Annotated in this window: 15 protein-coding genes; 4 read left to right on the top strand and 11 right to left on the bottom strand. The window is 66.9% G+C overall.

The annotated features are described in order from the left end of the window. Positions 1–169 precede the first annotated feature (169 nt). On the top strand, positions 170–850 hold the full coding sequence (gene lipB / locus EPO55_RS07285; RefSeq protein ID WP_296335929.1) for a lipoyl(octanoyl) transferase LipB: 681 nt from the start codon (positions 170–172) through the stop codon (positions 848–850). Here lipB and EPO55_RS07280 read toward each other — a convergent pair. The 8 genes from EPO55_RS07280 to EPO55_RS07245 are packed head-to-tail and all read right to left on the bottom strand — an operon-like array spanning position 828 to position 9,655. After that, positions 828–1,109: an acylphosphatase gene (locus EPO55_RS07280; protein WP_296335928.1), complete on the bottom strand. Its 282-nt coding sequence runs from the start codon at positions 1,107–1,109 to the stop codon at positions 828–830. The genes lipB and EPO55_RS07280 overlap by 23 nt on opposite strands. Before the next feature lie 7 nt (positions 1,110–1,116). Continuing rightward, positions 1,117–3,198: an acetyl/propionyl/methylcrotonyl-CoA carboxylase subunit alpha gene (locus tag EPO55_RS07275; protein ID WP_296335927.1), complete on the bottom strand. Its 2,082-nt coding sequence runs from the start codon at positions 3,196–3,198 to the stop codon at positions 1,117–1,119. 2 nt (positions 3,199–3,200) lie between these two features. After that, positions 3,201–3,419, bottom strand: coding sequence for a 2TM domain-containing protein (locus EPO55_RS07270; protein WP_296335926.1), 219 nt, complete (start codon positions 3,417–3,419; stop codon positions 3,201–3,203). Positions 3,420–3,429: 10 nt separating this feature from the next. Beyond that, positions 3,430–4,962 (bottom strand): acyl-CoA carboxylase subunit beta, encoded by a 1,533-nt coding sequence (locus tag EPO55_RS07265; RefSeq protein ID WP_296335925.1) that lies wholly within the window; start codon positions 4,960–4,962, stop codon positions 3,430–3,432. Positions 4,963–5,012: 50 nt separating this feature from the next. Beyond that, positions 5,013–5,885 carry a phosphonopyruvate hydrolase gene (locus EPO55_RS07260; RefSeq protein WP_296335924.1) on the bottom strand — a complete coding sequence of 291 codons (873 nt, stop codon included), beginning with the start codon at positions 5,883–5,885 and terminating at the stop codon, positions 5,013–5,015. Between the two features lie 11 nt (positions 5,886–5,896). Next, positions 5,897–6,613, bottom strand: coding sequence for an ATP12 family protein (locus tag EPO55_RS07255; protein WP_296335923.1), 717 nt, complete (start codon positions 6,611–6,613; stop codon positions 5,897–5,899). Then, positions 6,610–8,631, bottom strand: coding sequence for an AsmA family protein (locus tag EPO55_RS07250; protein WP_296335922.1), 2,022 nt, complete (start codon positions 8,629–8,631; stop codon positions 6,610–6,612). Before EPO55_RS07250 ends, EPO55_RS07255 begins: the two co-directional genes overlap by 4 nt. Positions 8,632–8,647: 16 nt before the next feature. Further along, complete coding sequence (locus EPO55_RS07245) at positions 8,648–9,655, bottom strand: RluA family pseudouridine synthase (protein WP_296335921.1); 1,008 nt, start codon at positions 9,653–9,655, stop codon at positions 8,648–8,650. A 35-nt stretch (positions 9,656–9,690) separates the two neighbouring features. On the opposite strand from EPO55_RS07245, the gene EPO55_RS07240 reads away from it, so the two are divergent. Together EPO55_RS07240 and EPO55_RS07235 are read left to right on the top strand one after the other, a co-directional pair. After that, positions 9,691–10,620: a dienelactone hydrolase family protein gene (locus tag EPO55_RS07240; RefSeq protein ID WP_296335920.1), complete on the top strand. Its 930-nt coding sequence runs from the start codon at positions 9,691–9,693 to the stop codon at positions 10,618–10,620. After that, complete coding sequence (locus EPO55_RS07235) at positions 10,617–12,104, top strand: L,D-transpeptidase family protein (protein WP_296335919.1); 1,488 nt, start codon at positions 10,617–10,619, stop codon at positions 12,102–12,104. Before EPO55_RS07240 ends, EPO55_RS07235 begins: the two co-directional genes overlap by 4 nt. Positions 12,105–12,108: 4 nt before the next feature. On the opposite strand, the gene EPO55_RS07230 is transcribed toward EPO55_RS07235, so the two are convergent. Then, positions 12,109–13,398, bottom strand: a complete 1,290-nt coding sequence (locus EPO55_RS07230) for a replication-associated recombination protein A (protein WP_296335918.1) — start codon at positions 13,396–13,398, stop codon at positions 12,109–12,111. Between the two features lie 34 nt (positions 13,399–13,432). Continuing rightward, positions 13,433–14,803 (bottom strand): Do family serine endopeptidase, encoded by a 1,371-nt coding sequence (locus EPO55_RS07225; protein ID WP_296335917.1) that lies wholly within the window; start codon positions 14,801–14,803, stop codon positions 13,433–13,435. A gap of 140 nt (positions 14,804–14,943) precedes the next feature. Here EPO55_RS07225 and EPO55_RS07220 point away from each other — a divergent pair, with 140 nt between their 5' ends. Further along, complete coding sequence (locus tag EPO55_RS07220; RefSeq protein ID WP_296335916.1) at positions 14,944–15,945, top strand: tripartite tricarboxylate transporter substrate binding protein; 1,002 nt, start codon at positions 14,944–14,946, stop codon at positions 15,943–15,945. A 157-nt stretch (positions 15,946–16,102) separates the two neighbouring features. Here the strand turns inward: EPO55_RS07220 and EPO55_RS07215 are convergent, their stop codons facing one another. Continuing rightward, positions 16,103–18,418, bottom strand: a complete 2,316-nt coding sequence (locus tag EPO55_RS07215) for an adenosylcobalamin-dependent ribonucleoside-diphosphate reductase (protein ID WP_296335914.1) — start codon at positions 18,416–18,418, stop codon at positions 16,103–16,105. Positions 18,419–18,507: the final 89 nt, after the last annotated feature.

Raw genomic sequence — 18,507 nt, 5'->3', positions numbered from 1 at the left:
ACTCGAACTTCCACGCCTCGCGGCACTAGCACCTCAAGCTAGCGCGTCTACCAATTCCGCCATGGCCGCGCCGGTTCGATGGCGCGGGGGATACCAAATCGCCCCCCCAGTGGCAAGGCGCGCGGCACTTTCCATTGCAATGAGCGCCCGAAGGCACGATTTTGCCACGATGAGCAAGCCGGATTGGCTGATTTCCGACCGCACGGTGCCCTACGAGGAGGCGCTGGCCACCATGGAGGCGCGCGTCGCCGACATTCGTGCCGGCCGCGCGCCCGAGCTGGTGTGGCTGCTGGAGCACCCGCCCCTCTATACCGCCGGCACCAGTTCCAGGGAAACCGATCTCCTGCAGCCGGCACGCTTCCCCGTGCATGTCGCCGGGCGCGGCGGGCAATACACCTATCATGGTCCCGGCCAGCGCGTGGCCTACGTGATGCTGGACCTGCGCCGCCGTCGCCAGGACGTCCGCCGTTTCGTGTCGGACCTGGAGGAATGGACCATCCGCACCTTGGGCCGCTTCAACGTCGCGGCCGAACGCCGCGCCGGCCGGGTCGGCGTCTGGGTCGGCCGTCCCGACAAGCAGCCCCTGCCCGACGGCAGCCCCCGAGAGGACAAGATCGCCGCCATTGGTGTCCGCATCCGGCACTGGGTGTCGTTCCACGGCATCTCGATCAACGTCGAGCCCGACCTGTCGCATTACGAGGGCATCGTGCCCTGCGGTATCGCCGACCACGGCGTGACCTCGCTGGTCGATCTCGGATTGCCGGTCACCCTGGCCGATCTCGACGTGGCGCTGGCGGAGACGTTCGTGGAAGTGTTCGGCCGCGACGTCAGGCCGTCGGCAGCTGCGTAAAGCCTTCGGGCAGGACATCGAGATCGACCGGCTCGACATCGACGGCGTCGACCCGGGCGATTTGAGGACCGCGCTGGCAGGCAGCGATCATTTCGCCAACGGCCTGCTCCTCGCCCACGATCAGCGCTTCGACCGAGCCATCGCGGCGATTTCGCACCCAGCCGGCGAGGCCGAGCCTCCGGGCCGCCGTGCTCGCCCAATCGCGATAGCCCACACCCTGCACCCGGCCCGTGATGATGAGGCGTGCCTGCAGGGGCATCGGGCTCTCAAGCGAACTCGATGATCTTCTGGTCGACGCGCAGGCTGTCGCCGGCCTTGGCGTGGAGCGTCTTGACCGTGCCGTCACGCGTGGCGCGCAGCACGTTCTCCATCTTCATCGCCTCGACCACGGCCAGAGCTTCGCCGGCCTTGATCTCCTGCCCTTCGGCGACGGCGACCGAGGCCAGCAGGCCGGGCATCGGCGACAGCAGGAACTTGGAGGTGTCGGGCGCCGCCTTGACCGGCATCAGGGCATAGAGCTCGGCCTGACGAGGCGTCAGCACCAGCACATCGGCCTGGCCGCCCTCGAGGATGAGGCGCCACCCCGGCCCGACGGCATCGACCTGCACGGCGACCGCCTGCATATCGACCTTGGCATGGAACAGGGGCTCGCCCGGCGACCAGTCGGTCTCGATCTCGATGCGGCGACCGGCGACGTCGACCACGAAATCCGAGCCGCCGCCGCTCACCGCCAACGCTACAGGCGCGCGGTTCAGCATGACGACGCAGCCATCCTGCACCAACGCGACGTGGCCTGGCATCTTGCCCGTCCCAGCGGCCGCACGCTGTGCCTGGATGCGATCGATCACGGCCGCGATGCCGGCCAGCACGGCGGGATCGCGCGGCGGCAGGTGCGCCGCCGTAAAGCCGCCCTTGAACTCCTCGGCGATGAAGTTGGTCGTCAGGTTGCCGGCGACGAAGCGCGGATGCGCCATCAGCGCCGCCAGGAACGGCACGTTGTGCGACACGCCGCGAACGTAGAATTCGTCGAGGGCGCGGCGCATGCGGTCGATGGCGGCGGTGCGCGTCTTGCCGTAGCTGCAGAGCTTGGCGATCATCGGATCGTAGAACATCGAGATCTCGCCGCCTTCGTAGACGCCGGTATCGACGCGCACGTCGGGCCCGGGCTTGGGCTCGCGGTACTTCACCAGGCGCCCGGTCGACGGCAGGAAGTTGCGGAACGGATCCTCGGCGTAGAGCCGCGCCTCGACCGCCCAGCCTTCGAGCTTCACATCCTTCTGGGCGAGCGGCAGCTTCTCGCCGGCCGCCACGCGGATCATCATCTCCACAAGATCGAGGCCGGTGATCAGCTCGGTCACCGGATGCTCGACCTGCAGGCGGGTGTTCATTTCCAGAAAATAGAACTTGCGGTGCTTGTCGACGATGAATTCGACCGTGCCGGCGCTCTTGTATTTGACGGCTTTCGCCAGCGCCACGGCCTGCTCGCCCATTGCCTTCCGCGTCTTCGCATCGAGGAATGGGCTGGGCGCCTCCTCGATCACCTTCTGGTGGCGGCGCTGGATCGAGCACTCGCGCTCCCAGAGGTAGAGGCAGTTGCCGTGGCCGTCGGCGATGAGCTGGATCTCGATGTGGCGCGGCTCCTCGATGTACTTCTCGATGAACACGCGATCGTCGGCGAACGAGGCCTTGGCCTCGTTGGTGGCCGAACCGAATCCCTCGTGGCATTCGGCGTCGTTGAAGGCGATGCGCATGCCCTTGCCGCCGCCGCCCGCCGACGCCTTGATCATGACCGGGTAGCCGATCTTCCGGGCGATCTTCACCGCCTGGTCGGCATTGGCAATGGCGGCGAGATAGCCCGGAACCGTGCTGACGCCGGCCTTCTGGGCGAGCTTCTTGGACTCGATCTTGTCGCCCATGGCGTGGATGGCGAAAGCATCGGGGCCGATGAAGGCGATGCCGGCCTTGGCCAGCGCCTTCTGGAACTCCTGCTTCTCGGAGAGGAAGCCGTAGCCGGGATGGACGGCCTGCGCGCCGGTCTTCTTGCAAGCGGCCACGATCTTGTCGATCTGCAGGTAGGACTGCGCCGAGGGCGCCGGCCCGATCAGCACCTTTTCGTCGGCCTGCCTCACATGCAGCGCGTCGGCGTCGGCCTCGGAATAGACCGCGACCGTCTTGATGCCGAGGCGCTTGGCTGTCCGGATCACCCGGCAGGCGATCTCGCCGCGGTTGGCGATCAAGATCTTGTCGAAGGGCGGCTTGCCAACGCTCTCGCCGCCGGCCGGCTTCGCCTTGGCCTTTGCGGCGGCCTTCTTCGGTGCGGCCTTGGCGACCTTCTTCTTGGCGGCCATTCTCAGGATCCTTCTCTACGGCGTTCGAACAGGCCCATGGCCCAGGCGGTGTGCGCGGCGATCAGCGGCATCCAGGCGATCAGCACCCACAGCCACCAGGGATAGCGGCTGCTGGTGATCGCATTGACGGCGATGAGCACCAGCAGGGCGAACAACGCCACGATCACGTGCAGGCGTACGGCCCGGCCCCGCCTGATGCGCTCTTCGGGTGACAGGCTCACAGCGGCCCTTTCACAGCGGTACGTTGCCGTGCTTGCGCCACGGGTTCTCGAGCTTCTTGGTCTCGAGCGTGGCGAGCGCGCGGCAAACCCGCCGCCGCGTGCCGTGCGGCATGATCACGTCGTCGATGAAGCCGCGGTTGGCGGCCACGAACGGATTGGCGAACTTCTCGCGATATTCCTCGGTGCGCTTGGCGATCTTGGCGGCATCACCGATATCGGATCGGAAGATGATCTCGACCGCACCCTTGGCGCCCATGACGGCGATCTCGGCGCCCGGCCAGGCATAGTTCACATCGCCGCGCAGATGCTTGGAGGCCATCACGTCATAAGCCCCGCCATAGGCCTTGCGGGTGATCACCGTCACCTTGGGCACCGTCGCCTCGGCATAGGCATAGAGCAGCTTGGCGCCGTGCTTGATGATGCCGCCGAACTCCTGGGCCGTGCCCGGCAGGAAGCCCGGCACGTCGACGAAGGTCACGATCGGGATGTTGAAGGCGTCGCAGAAGCGCACGAACCGCGCACCCTTGCGTGAAGAGTCGATGTCGAGGCAGCCCGCCAGGACCATCGGCTGGTTGGCGACGAAGCCCACGGTACGGCCGGCCATGCGACCGAAGCCGACGACGATGTTGCCTGCCCATTCCGGCGACAGTTCGAAGAAGTCGCTTTCGTCGACGACCTTCAGGATCAGCTCCTTGATGTCGTAGGGCTTGTTGGGGTTCTCCGGCACCAGTGTATCGAGCGAGGCATCGTCGCGATCGGCCGGGTCGAGCGTGGCGCGCACCGGCGCCTTCTCGCGGTTGTTGGCCGGCAGGAAATCGACGAAGCGGCGCAGCTGCAGCAGCGCCTCTACATCGTTCTCGAAAGCGAGATCGGAGACGCCTGACTTCTGCGTGTGTGTGAGCGCGCCGCCCAATTCCTCCTGCGTCACGGTCTCGTGCGTCACCGTCTTCACGACGTCGGGGCCGGTCACGAACATGTAGGAACTGTCCTTCACCATGAAGATGAAGTCGGTCATGGCCGGCGAATAGACGGCGCCGCCGGCGCACGGGCCCATGACCATCGAAATCTGCGGGATCACGCCCGAGGCCATGACATTGCGCTGGAACACGTCGGCGTAGCCAGCCAGCGAATCGACGCCCTCCTGGATACGCGCGCCGCCCGAGTCGTTGAGGCCGAGCACGGGGGCACCGACCTTCATGGCGATGTCCATGACCTTGCAGATCTTGGCCGCGTGCATGCCCGACAGCGCGCCACCGAACACCGTGAAGTCCTGGCTGAAGACATAGACCAGCCGGCCGTTGATCGTGCCGTGGCCGGTGACCACGCCGTCGCCCGGGATCTTCTGGGTCTCCATGCCGAAGTCGATCGAGCGGTGCTCGACATACATGTCGTATTCCTCGAACGAGCCCGGATCGAGGAGGGCGTCGATGCGTTCGCGCGCCGTCAGCTTGCCCTTGCCGTGCTGCGCCTCGATGCGGCGCAGCCCGCCCCCAAGACGGGCACCGGCACGCCGGCGCTCGAGTTCGTCCAACATATGCTGCATCTATGTCTCCGGCCTTCCGCGACTGTTTTCAGCCATTAGCACGGCGGCGTCTAGCGCAGGAATCGCTTCTCGTTGTCCTTGACCGTGCCCATGCCCTGCAGGTCGAACACGTCCTCGACCGTGGCGATGCCCGCTTCGACCCCGTGGATGCCCCGGTCCTTGCGAATCTGCGCAAAGGTCGCGCGCATTGCACTCACGGAGGCACGGATGGCGTGGTTGCCCCAGATCAGCAGGCCGACTTTCTTGAGTTCCCTCACCTTCGCGACCGTCATTTGCGGATAGGCAGTCGGCACCAGGGCGATCGGCGCCTTGCCGTCCCAGGCACGCACGAAGGCCTCGATCTCGTCCGGCGTCTTCTGCTTGGAGTGCACCAGGATCATGTCGGCACCCGCCGCTTCGTAGGCACGCGCCCGCTTCAGCGCCTCGTCCTGGCCAAGGCCTGCGATCAATGCCTCGGTCCGCGCCACGATGACGAAATCCGGATCACGACGCGCCGCGCGTGCCGCCTCGATCTTGCCCTGGAATTCCTCGATGCGGACCATGTCTTGGCGGCCACCGGCGATCAGGCTGGTAACCTTGGGAAAGCTCTTGTCCTCCATCACGATCGCCGCGGCGCCGGCCCGCTCGTACTGCTCGATGGCGTAGAGCACGTTGATGGCATTGCCGAAGCCGGTGTCGATGTCGGCCACCACCGGCAGTCCCGATCGGTCGACCATCGCGCGCGTCATGTCGAGATGCTGGGTCATCGACACGACGCTGACGTCGGGTACGCCATACATTGCCGAGAGCTCGAATCCGCTGGCCCAGATCGCGTCGAAGCCTGCTTCGGCCGCGAGCATTGCCGACAGCGGGCTGTGCGCCGCCATCGCCTCGACGAGACCGTTCTTCGCCAGAACCTGACGGAGTCTGCTGCCTGATCCCATGACTTCCCCCTTCAATCGCGCAGTCGCGCCCGCGCCAGCAGTGCCAGAAACCGGGCCCCGGCGTCGATATCCTTGGCGACCCCGTCGCGGTGCTTGACCGCCAGCGGATCGTCGCCCCAGCGGTCGACCTGATAGAGTTCGTCGACCTGCGCCGCGGTGAACGCAGCTTCAGAGCTCAACCGTCCCTCCGCCACCGCGAGCGCGATCACCACCGATCCGGCGGTGTGGGTGAGATTGTAGAGTGCGGACAGGGCGAGATCGGTGTGCGCGGCAACGGCGTCGCGCAGCCGTCCCATTGCCTCCTTGGGTTGGTCGACGAAGGCGATCCCGTTCGCGACGATCAGTCGTGCACCGTACGTCTCTTCGGCCCAGTCGAGCAGCGGTTGCCAGGCGTCATGCTGCAGTTTCACAAGGCTGGCCGGCGTAGTGGCGCGATAGCACAGCAGATCGGACCCGGCGTATTTTGCGGTATCGGCGACGATCTCCCCGCGTCGCGGAACGACACGATCGAGGCCGGTTGCCGCCAGTCGCGTCAACGGCAGATGGGCGGCATTGATTTCCGCCTTGTCCGGCACGCCGCCCCATTCGGCGGCGATGGCGTCGGCCAACGGCCTCGTCGGCACGATCAGGACGGCCTTCGCGGGTGTGCGCATCGGCTTGCCGTCAAGCAGCACACGGAACCCATCCTCGGCCTGCTCGACCGCTGTCTCCTTGTAGAAGCGTTTCATGGCGCGCGCCTTGGCGGTTGAGGCTGCGCCGGTGTCGTGGCACGGCCAGGCCGCTGGCGCAGGTCGGCCGATGGCACGGGCATCTGGGCCCGCAGGCCCGGCCTCAGAGCCTCGACGCGGGGCGCGACGGCCGTGCAGGGATTGACCCCCGTCTGGCGGGCCGCCTGGTTGATCTGCGCCGTCAGGCTCGGGATGACGCCGGCTCCCACGATCAACCGGGCAAGATTGGGCTCGAGTGCGGCCGATGCCGGTCGGCCGCTGCCGCCTCTCAGGCGGAGCGGCGAGGCCAGAGCGATGTTCTGGTTGTCGCGCGCCTCGGGAGCGAGAATGAATTCCCATCCCTCCGTGCGCAGATGCACGTAGCCGCCCCCCACCATGGTGGCGCGCGGCGTGTCGACGACCAGCCGGCGCAGACTGGCGACACCACCGCTCACGTCGAAGCGACCGGCAATGCAATTGAATGGCACGCCCCGATCGGTGATGCCGAGCAGGCGCTGCGTTTCGGCGGGCCAACTGGCGATCTGGTCGCGGGGCCACACTCCCTTGGTGATGGCGATGTCGATCGAACCGCCGGCTGAGTTCAGGGCATCGCGCGAGGTCCGTCCCCCGCCGCGCAGGCGCAGGTCGATGTCGCCGACCGCGTCACGCAGGCCGATATCGAAGCCGAGCACGCCCGCCAGTTCGCCGAGCGACACACGGTTGGCCGACGCGGTGAGCGTCGCCTGCCCGATCCTGCCGGTCGGGTCGTAGACCAGATCGAAGCCGGCGGATCCGCCGCCGACCGTCGCGGCGGCGCGGAAGGCGAAGCGCTGCTCGTTCGAGATCAGCGTGACCGAGCCGTTCTGCATCTTGGCTCCGAGGCCTACGACTTCGCCCAGTCGCACAGTCACCGAAACGGCGGAACGGCCTAGCCAGCTCGCCGCGAAAGGCAAGACCGGTACGATCCGGGGCTGTGCGGGCGGCGGCGAACCGCTGGCAGGCGCCGGCGCGGTCGGCCATCGGAGTTCACTCACGTCGAGCCGGCTGATGTCGGCGTTGACCGCGACTGTGGGAACGCCCTTGCGATCCGCCCGAAACAGCGCCTCGCCGACAAGTTCGCTCGCTCCGACTTTCAGCGTCGTCACTTCGACCTTGAATCCGTTGCGCTGGGTCGCCGCTTTGGCGCTCAACGCATAAGGGCCGCCCTGCGGCACCGGCAGTCGGATGTAGGGCCCGAACGCGGCCACGTCAGGACCTTCCGACGTGATCTGGATGTTGGTGCCCTTGACGCCGACGCCGCCCTTGATCGCGATCTTGCCGTCGCCGAACCCACCTTGCAGATCGATGTTGCCCGGCAGCCCCCTGATCCAGCCGTCGAACGTTCCGGCGGTGCCAGTGAGGTTGAACGGGCTGGCCTGGGGCGCGCTGAAACGTCCCTCGATCTGCAGCGGCTGGTTGGGCGCCGACGATCGCAGCGTACCGTTCGCCACCTCCAGGACGACCGGCGGCCGGCCGGCGCCCTCGGCGATTGTCAGCACTGAGTCCTGCACATCGATCACGCCGATCCACGGAAAGGCTGGCGTCGTGCGCAGGCGCAGGGAACGACTCTCACCGGGATGCGGGCCCGATCCGTCCGGAGGCGGCAACATCTCGAGGTTGGCGTCGCCCGCTTCGTTGCGTTCGACCAGGATGTCGGCACCCTCGAGCAGGATCCGCCCGATCTTGACCTCACCCAGGAGAAGCGCGACCGGATCGAGGAACAGCGTCAGCTTCCGGACCCGCGCCAGGTCGGGGCGCGAACCCCACGGGGCGTTGGACAAGGTCACGCCCTCGGCCACCATCGCGGGATACCTGCCGATCCGGACGGCCAGTGGCACCTTCGCCGCGAGTTCGCGACCGGTCACCTTGCGGATCTGTTCGGTCAGCCGAGCCTGATAGCGGGACAGGTCGCGGGTGGCGCCCCAGATCAGACCGCCGATCACGGCCAACGGAATCGCCGCTACGAGAACCCAGGCCAGCCGCCTCCAGGGAATGCGCATGCCGCCCGATTCTCGCTCAATCGCCGTCCGTCGAAAAGCCGAATGCCTCGACGGTACGACGGAAATGAGGCGGCGGCTCGGCTGTGACCTTCAACTCGCCCTTGCCCGAGGGATGCGGCAGCAACAGTCGGCGGGCATGAAGATGCAGCCGGCGTGCATCGGCGACAGCGGCAAGCAGGGCTTCCTCGCCGCCGTATTTGCCGTCGCCGAGAATGGGGCAGCCGATCGCCGCGCAATGGACGCGCAACTGATGCGTCCGCCCGGTGCGCGGCCATAGCGCCAGCAGAGCTGCCCGCTTGGCCAGGCGGTCGAGTTCACGGTAGTGCGTCAGCGCCTTCTGGCCCTCTTCCTTGTCGACCTGCATCATCTCCCGGTCGCGTGCGCCCGGCCGTTTCGCAAGTGGCAGGTCGATGGCGCCTTCCGGCTTCGGCGGCACGCCCACCACGACGGCCCAGTAGAGCTTTTCGGTCTCACGGTCGCGAAACGACTCCGCGAGGCGCTTGGCGGCCTGCCCGGTGCGGGCGATCAGCAGGAGGCCGCTGGTATCCTTGTCGAGCCGATGGACCAGCCGCGGCCGGTCCTCGAAGCCGAAACGAAGTGCGTCCAGCATGCCGTCGATGTGCCGCTCCGTGCCGGTCCCTCCCTGCACCGCCAGCCCCGGCGGCTTGTTGAGGACGATGACGTGATCGTCGCGATGGATCACCAGCGACTGGATTTCGGCGGCGTCCCGGTCGGAAACGGTCGGTATCTCCCGCGGCTTGGGCGGCGGGGCCAGGGTGACGCCGGGCGGCAGGCGAACCTGCTGCCCGGGCTCGACCCTGTCCTTGCCCTCGGCCCGCTTGCCGTCGACGCGGACCTGGCCGGTCCGCAGCAGTTTCTGCAGTGCGCCGTGGCTGAGGCCCGGGAAATGGCGCTGGAACCAGCGATCGAGGCGCAGACCGGCCTCGTCGTCGGAAACGGCGCGCATCTGGACCTGGCCACGCGGGCCGGCCGGAGATGCGTTGCGGGCGGGGCTGTCGCTCATGGCGCGCAACCTAAGGGACAAGCTAAACAGGGTCCATGGAATCGGTGTCGTTCCACACACTGACGTTCGATCACCCTGCGGCCTGCCGGCCGGCGCAACTGAGCGCCAGCCTGCACCTGCCGGCTCCCGGCGAGCGCCCGGCCCCCTGCATGGTGATCCTGACCAGCAGCGCCGGCGTGCAACGCCACCGCGAGCACTACTACGCGGAGGTCCTCAACGAGGCCGGGACGGCGGCACTGATCATCGACAGCTTCACCGGTCGCGGCGTGCGCCGCACCGTGGCCGACCAGACCCTGGTTTCCGGCGCGCAGATGGAGGGCGATGCCTTCGCAGCTCTTGCCCTTCTGCGTGACGACTCCCGCATCGACCCGCGGCGGATCGGCATCATGGGCGTCTCCAAGGGCGGCGTGGCGACCCTCAATGCCGCCATCGCCGTCCGCCAGCGTTGGCGCGGCGACTTTCCCCACCTGTTCGACCTTCATGTGGCAATCTGCCCCGGCGCCACCGCCCAGCACCGAGACCCGACGACACACGGGCGGCCGATGTTCTTCATGCTGGCTGCGCGCGACGACTACACCCCCGCTCCGCTCGCCGTCGAATATGCCGAGCGCATGCGCGCCGCCGGCAACGGTCGCATCAAGGTCAAAGTCTACGGCAACGCGCACCATGGCTGGGAATCGATCGGGCCGGTCTTCGACATCAAGGATGCCGAAAACTGGTCGTGCTGCCGAAACGTCATCGAGGACGACGGCACTCACTTTATCCCGGCGGCCGGACGGGCGATGAGCGAGCCTGAATACCAGGCCTGGGCGCGGCAGCACTGCGTCACCCGGGGCGCCCGGGCCGGCGGCGGCACGCCGGAGCTGAAGCAACGGGCAACGGCGGACCTGCTCGGCTTCCTCGCGGCCCATGATTTCGCCGCTCCGTGGACGAATCGGAAGTTTCCGGCTATAGAAGAAGCGTGATTCGCCGTCCTTTTCTCGCCGGTTTCCTGGCATTCGCAGCGTCCGCGTTCGGTCCGCTTTCCTCCCATGCCAGCGACTCGCTGTGGATTGGATCCCGGGCGGCAACCGCCCGTACGGCGGCGCTTATCAGCGCCATCCGTGCCTCTTCCGATCACGGGCTTGACCCGGCTTGGTACAGCCTTGCCGAGATCGAAAAGGCGGCCGCGCCGGGTGCCGACCCCGCGGTGGCCGAGGCGCTTCTGACTGCGGCGTTCGTGTCCTACGCCAGCGACGTGTCGACAGGTCGCGTGCGGGCCAACCGCATCGACAAGGAAATCTCGATCGACCAGCGGAAGGTCGAGCGAGCGGACCTGCTGAAAGCGGCGAGCGAGGCGACCGACTTTGCCGCCTACCTCGCCTCCCTGCCGCCCAAGGGCGACTATCCCGGATTGCAGAAGGCCCTCGCCATCTGGCGCGACAAGCGCGCCAAGGCAGCCTTCACGCCCCTGCCCGATGGCGTCGCCCTCAAGCCCGGCATGATCGATACCCGCGTGCCGCTGCTGCGCAAGCGTCTGGCCGAGCTCGAGCTCACACTGCCCGATCCCGGCCCGGTGGCCGACCAGTACGACGAGGCGCTGGCCGCGGTCGTGAAGTCCTACCAGGAGACCAAGGGCCTCACGGTCGATGGTGTCATCGGCGCCAAGACGGTCCGCTCGCTCAACACCACGATCGACGAACGCATTGGCCAGATCATTGCCAACCTGGAACGCCGGCGCTGGCTGCCCGAGGATCTCGGCAGCCGCTACGTATTCGTCAATGCCGGCGACTATTCGATGATGTTCGTTGACGCTGGCAAGGTGGCCTTCCAGAGCCTGGTGATCGTCGGCACGCCCAAGGACCCCACACCCGAGATTCAATCGGTGATGCGCGGCTTCCAGACCAACCCCTACTGGACCGTGCCGCAGTCGATCGCCGGAGAGGAATACCTCCCGCTGCTGCGCCGCGATCCCAATGCGCTGACCGGCGGCAGCTTCCGCATCTTCGCGAACTGGAGCGACGACACGGAACTCGACCCGAACACGGTGGACTGGCATTCGATCCATCCCAAGGCGTTCCCCTACCGCATCCGGCAGGATTCCGGCGCTACCAACGCGCTCGGCTACATCTTCTTCCCGTTCAGCAACAAGTACGGGATCTACATGCACGATACCGCCAGCCGCTGGCTGTTCACCGAGGGCAGCCGCAATTTCAGCCATGGCTGCATTCGCCTGCTCAATCCGCTCGACTTCGTCGAGAAGGTCTTCAACGGCAAGAACAATTTCAGCAAGGAGCGCGTGCGGCAGGTCATCGATTCCGGCCAGCAGGCGCACTACTCGTTTCCCGAGCCGGTCACGCTCTACGTCACCTATCGCACGGTAGCGGCCGACGCGGCCGGCGCGGCGACATTCCGCGACGACGTCTATGGCCGCGATCGTCTGGTCGTGAAGGCGATGCCGAAGCCCTGAGGGCTCAGCGCTTTTTCTCGCGAAGCTTCTTCCAATAGTCGAGACGCTTCACGATCTCGCGCTCGAAGCCGCGCTCGACCGGCTTATAAAATTCCTCGCGCGCCATGCCGTCGGGAAAGTAGTTCTGCCCGGAGAAGCCGTCGGTGGCGTTGTGGTCGTACTCGTAGCCCTGGCCGTAACCGATGTCCTTCATGAGCTTGGTCGGCGCGTTCAGGATGTGCATCGGCGGTGTGAGCGAGCCATGCGCCTTGGCGGCCCGCTTGGCGGCGCCGTAGGCGACATAGCCGGCATTCGATTTCGGCGCCGTGCCGAGATAGATCACCGCCTGGGCGATGGCGAGCTCGCCCTCGGGCGAGCCGAGACGATCGTAGGTGTCCCACGCCGCGAGTGTCTGGGTGAGCGCCTGCGGATCGGCCATGCCGATGTCTTCCACGGCGAAGCGGACCAGACGACGGGCGATGTATTTCGGGTCCTCGCCGCCATCCAGCATGCGGGCGAACCAGTAGAGCGCCGCATCGACGTCGGAGCCGCGCAGCGACTTGTGCAACGCGCTGATCAGGTTGTAGTGCGCTTCCTGCGCCTTGTCGTAGAGCGGCGCGCGCTTCTGCAGCAGCGTCGCCAACCTGGCCGGTGCCAGCGGCCCCTTCTCCTTCAGCTGGGCGAGCTGCTCGGCCAGCCCGATCAGGTAGCGGCCGTCGCCGTCGGCCATGGCAAACAACGCCTGCCGCCCGGTCTCGTCGATCGGGAGCTGGCGACCCAAGGCCTGCTCGACCCGCGCCAGCAGGGTTTCGAGCGCCGCCTCGTCGAGACGGCGCAGCACCAGCACCTGGCAGCGCGACAGAAGCGCGGCATTGAGCTCGAAGGACGGATTCTCCGTGGTCGCCCCGATCAGGGTGACGGTGCCATCCTCGACATAAGGCAGAAAGCCGTCCTGCTGGGCGCGATTGAAGCGGTGGATCTCATCGACGAACAGCAGCGTGCCCTTGCCGTCCTTGCGGCGCTGGCGTGCCGCCTCGAATATCTTGCGCAGGTCGGCGACACCGGAGAACACCGCCGACAAAGGCTCGAAATGCAGGTCGGTCGCCTCGGCGAGCAGACGGGCGATCGTCGTCTTGCCGCAGCCCGGCGGCCCCCACAGGATCAGCGAGCTGAGCTTGCGCGCCGCCAGCATGCGGCCGAGTGGACCTTCCGGCCCGAGCAGATGGTCCTGGCCGAGAATCTCGGCGAGCGCCCGCGGCCGCAGGCGTTCGGCAAGGGGCGTCGGGGCGAGCGAGGCGAAGAGTTCAGCCGGCACGACCGAACGCTAGCATGGCCAACGCGACCACGCCTCAGCGGAACTGGATGGTGGATACCATGCCTTCACGGCCGATCGAGACGCTGGTGATCCCGGCGGCAATGCGCTTCTTGAGGTCGGCGACGCTCTTCAAGTCCTGGCCGTTGGTCGCCAGGATCATGTCGCCCGGCCGGACAAAACGGCCGGCGTAGGCGCCCGGCTTGACCTCGACGACGGCCACGCCCGGCCGCCACTCGGCGAGGCCCATCTCCTCGGCGACTGCGGGCGACATGTTGACCACGGTGGCGCCGGAGAGCGGCTGGCGGCCGTCGAGCGCCGAGCGTTCGCGCGCCGGGATCTCGGGCGGAGCCGCCAGCTTCAGCTGGATGGTCACCTCCTTGCCCGCACGGATGACGCGCACCGCCACCGTCTCATCGACCTGGAGCGTGGAAAGCCGGAACCTGAGGCTCGCCTCGTCGTCGATCGGCTGGTCACGCAACGCCACGATCACGTCATTGCGCTTGAGCCCCGCAGCCGCACCAGGCCCCTCGGCGAAGACCTCCTTGACCACCAGGCCGGCCGGCCGCGCGAGGCCGAAGCCGGCGGCGAGGTCGGGCGTCACGCGCTGCATGCTGGCCCCCAGCCACGGCCGCACGATGCGGCCGCCCTGTTCGCCGATGGCGACCATGCGCGCCACGATGTTCGACGGCGTGGCGAAGCCGATGCCGACCGATCCGCCGGACTGCGAATAGATGGCCGTGTTGATGCCGATCAGCCGTCCGTCCAGGCTCACCAGGGCGCCGCCGGAATTGCCCGGATTGATGGCGGCATCGGTCTGCAGGAAGAAGTTCGAGTCGTTGATGCCGCCGGCGCTGCGCGCGACGGCGGAGACGATGCCACTGGTCACCGTCTGGTTGAGGCCGAACGGATTGCCGATCGCCAGCACGACATCGCCGACCTCGATCGAGTCCGAATCGCGCATCTCGAGGAAGGGAAACTTCTCGCCGGCCCCGTCGATCCGCAGCAGCGCCAGGTCGTAGCGTTCGTCCTGGGTGAGCACCTTGGCCTCGAACTCGCGCCGGTCGGCCAGCACGACCCGGACCTCGTCGGCGCCCTTGACCACATGGGCATTGGTCACGATCAGTCCATCGGGCCGGACCACGACGCCCGAGCCCAACGAGTTCTGCACCCGCTCGCCGGCCTGCGGCATGCCGGGAAACGGGAACGGCAGGCGGCGCGGCACCCGCGCCGTCGTCGTTGTGTAGATATTGACGACGGCCGGCGACACACGCTTGACCAGCGGAGCATAGGAATAGGCGAGGTCGCTGCGCGAATTCGGCAGGGGTTGCGCGACGGCCCCCGGCGATGCGGCCATCGCCGCCGCTCCGATCAGGATCGTCGCCGCCAGAAGTCTACGCCACATCATCCGCCTGTCTCCGTGTCCGGCCGAGGATTTGCGGTCACTCATATGGCAAATCAAGGGCCGAATCACCCGGCTGGCACATCCATTGCTGCGGCATTGGACACAACGCGCCAGCAACCGGCGCCCCTGACCGGGAGTCCATCATGAAATTGACCCGCCGCACCGTCCTCGCCGCCTCCACCGCCACGCTTGGATCAGCGCTCGCCGCGCCGGCGGTCAGGGCCAGTGCCGGCTGGCCGACCAAGGCGCCGATCAAGCTGATCGCCACCTTCCCGCCCGGTGGCACGGCGGACACGATTTCGCGCATCCTGGCGCCCAAGCTCTCGGCAGCCCTCGGTACCCAGGTCGTGGTCGAGAACCGCCCCGGCGCCGGCGGCACGATCGGCTCGGACCTCGCCGCCAAGGCGGTCCCCGACGGCTACACGCTGGTCATCTCCCATGCCTCGCCGCTGGGCATCGCGCCCGGAATCTACCCAAAGCTGCCCTACAACGTGGTCACCGACTTCACCCATGTCACCCTGATCGGCCATACACCGAACGTCCTGATCGTGCCGGGCGACTCGCCCTACAAGACGCTGGCCGACTACATCGCCGCCACCAAGGCCAAGCCCGACCAGATCGCCTTCGGCAGTTCGGGCATCGGCTCCAACACCCATCTGATGGGCGAATTGCTGTCCAGCCTGGCCGGCATCAAGCTGAAGCACGTCCCCTACCGCGGCTCGGCGCCGTCGCTGCAGGACATGCTGGCGGGCACCATTCCCTCGATGTTCGATCCGATCACCACCAACGTGCCGCACATCAACGCCGGCAAGGTCCGCCTGCTAGCCATCAGCTCGGACAAGCGCATCGACATGTATCCCAACGCCCCGACCTTCGCCGAGCAGGGCTTTCCGAAGCTCACGACCTCGACCTGGGTCGGCGTCTCGGGCCCCAAGGGCATGTCGCCGGACGTCGTCGCCAGGCTCTACGACGAGTTGCAGAAGGCTTATAAGGCGCCGGAGGTCGTGGAGCGCTTCAAGGAAGTGGTGCTGCTGCCCGGCGACAACCCGATGACACCGGCCGAATACACCGCCTTCGTCGGCGACTTCGCCACGCTGTGGGCGGGGGTCAGCAAGTCTGCCGGAATCTCGCTCGAACTGGGCTGAAAGCGGACGAGTCGATGGGACACCGGCTCACGTCGGCGGAAGCGTCCGGCGCAACGGCTAACACCTTGTCAATCCTCACAAAGTCCAGCTGAGACACGATCCGCCGTGGGACACGGAATGGCGCATATAAAAACGCTAGCAATGACGTCAATCTCTATTAGCCGCAGCGCGAGTAGCCGCAGTTGAGGCAGACGTCGCAGCCTTCCTGGTGCGTGAGCGAGGCGGCGCCGCAGTTCGGGCATTGCCCCATTGTCGTGGCACCGCCGCCTGACGGTTCGCGGGCGCCGGCCGCCAGCCGGACCCGCTGGTCGGCCGCCTCGGCGAGCAGCGGCGCGTCGGCGGGGCTCAGGAACCCGATCTCGATCAGGTGGCGCTCGATCACGCCGCCGATCGCTGCCAGCAGTGAGGGCACGTAGCGGCCCTCCATCCACTGGCCGCCGCGCGGATCGAACACCGCCTTCAGTTCCTCGACCACGAACGAGACATCACCGCCCCGGCGGAACACCGCCGAGATCATGCGCGTCAGCGCCACGGTCCAGGCGTAATGCTCCATGTTCTTGGAGTTGATGAAGATCTCGAACGGCCGGCGGCGGCCGTCCTGCATCACGTCGTTGATGGTGATGTAGATGGCGTGGTCGCTGCCCGGCCATTTGATCTTGTAGGTGCGGCCCGGCAGGTCCTCCGGCCGGTCGAGCGGCTGGGCGATATAGACCACGCCGTCTTCACGCCCCCTGTCACGTGAAGAGGCCGGAACAAGCGCCGGCACGGCACGCGGCATTTCCGCGGGCCTCACTTCCAGAACAGCTCCGGTCACGTCGTTCGGCCTGTAAGTCGTGCAGCCCTTGCAGCCCTGCGCATAGGCCTCCTCGTAGACGCCCTTGAAGGCCTCGAAGGAGATGTCGCGCGGCAGGTTGATGGTCTTGGAGATCGAGCTGTCGACGTAATCCTGGGCTGCTGCCTGCATGGCGAGATGATCGGCGGGCGAGAGCGTCTGGGCATCGACGAACACGTCCGACGGCGGCGCCTCGTTGCCCTTGAGATCGCGCCAGACGCGGAAGGCGTGATCTTCCACGCTCTCCTCGCGCTTGCTGCCGTCGGGCTGCAGCACATGGCGCACGTAGCCGAAGGCGAAGACCGGCTCGATGCCCGAGGAGACGTTGTCGGCCAGCAGCGAGATCGTGCCGGTAGGCGCGATCGAGTTCAGCAGCGCGTTGCGGATGCCGTAGCGGCCGATGGCGGTGCGCACGTCCTCGGGCAGGCCGCGGATCGTCTCACCGGCCAGGTACCTGGTGCGATCGTAGAGTTCGAAGCTGCCCTTTTCCGCCGCGATATCCGCCGAGGCGAGATAGGAGAAGCGCTGGACCGCGCCCAGCCAGTCGCGCGTGAGACGAACCGCCTCGGGCGAGCCATAGCGCACGCCGCAGAAGATCAGCGCGTCGGCCAGGCCCGTGACCCCGAGCCCGATGCGGCGCTTGGCCTTGGCCTCCTTGTCCTGCTGCGGCAGGGGAAAGCGCGACACGTCGACCACGTTGTCGAGCATGCGCACGGCAACCGGCACCAGCCGTTCCAGCGCGTCCATGTCGAGCATCGCTTGCGGGGTGAACGGATTCTTCACCAGCGCCGCGAGATTGATCGAACCCAACAGACAGGCGCCGTAGGGAGGCAACGGCTGCTCCCCGCAGGGATTGGTCGCCTGGATCGTTTCGCAATAGTGGAGATTGTTCCGCCGGTTGATGCGATCGATGAAGATCACGCCAGGTTCGGCAACGTCGTAGGTGGCGCGCATGATGCGCTCCCACAGCGCCTTCGCCTTCACCGTCTTGAAGGTCTTGCCGCCGAACACGAGGTTCCAGTCGGCATCGTCCTTGACCGCCTTCATGAAGGCATCGGTGACCAGCACGGAGACATTGAACATGCGCAGGCGTGCCGAGTCGCGCTTGGCATCGACGAAGGCTTCGATGTCGGGATGGTCGCAGCGCAGCGTCGCCATCATGGCGCCGCGGCGCGAGCCCGCGCTCATGATGGTGCGGCACATCGCGTCCCACACATCCATGAACGACAGCGGACCGGAGGCATCGGCACCGACGCCCTTCACCGGCGCGCCCTGCGGCCGCAGCGTCGAGAAATCGTGCCCGATGCCGCCACCCTGCTGCATGGTGAGTGCTGCTTCGCGCAGGTTCTCGAAGATCGACGACATGTCGTCGCCGATCGTTCCCATGACGAAGCAGTTGAAGAGCGTGACCGTGCGGCCCGTGCCGGCGCCTGCGATCACCCGGCCGGCCGGCAGGAACTTGAAGCCGGACAGCGCGTCGTGGAACCGCCCGGCCCAGAGCTCCGGGTCGCGCTCCGGCACGGCAAGCGCGCGCGCCACCCGCCACCATGTGGCCTCCAGGTCGGCGTCGGCCTGTCCTGTGGTGTCGCGGAAGCGATATTTCATGTCCCAGATACGCTGGGAGACCGGCGCCCATTCCATCAGATGAAGTTAGGCGTCGGCTCGATAGATATCAACAGTTCTTCTTTTGTTCTTATAGAAATATATTATCTCTATTGATAAAATTGTAT

It is taken from the genome of Reyranella sp. (assembly GCF_004296935.1).
Classification (GTDB): Bacteria; Pseudomonadota; Alphaproteobacteria; order Reyranellales; family Reyranellaceae; genus Reyranella.
The sequence above is the reverse complement of the archived record's forward strand: the minus strand, read 5'-3'. Positions and strand labels throughout refer to the sequence as shown.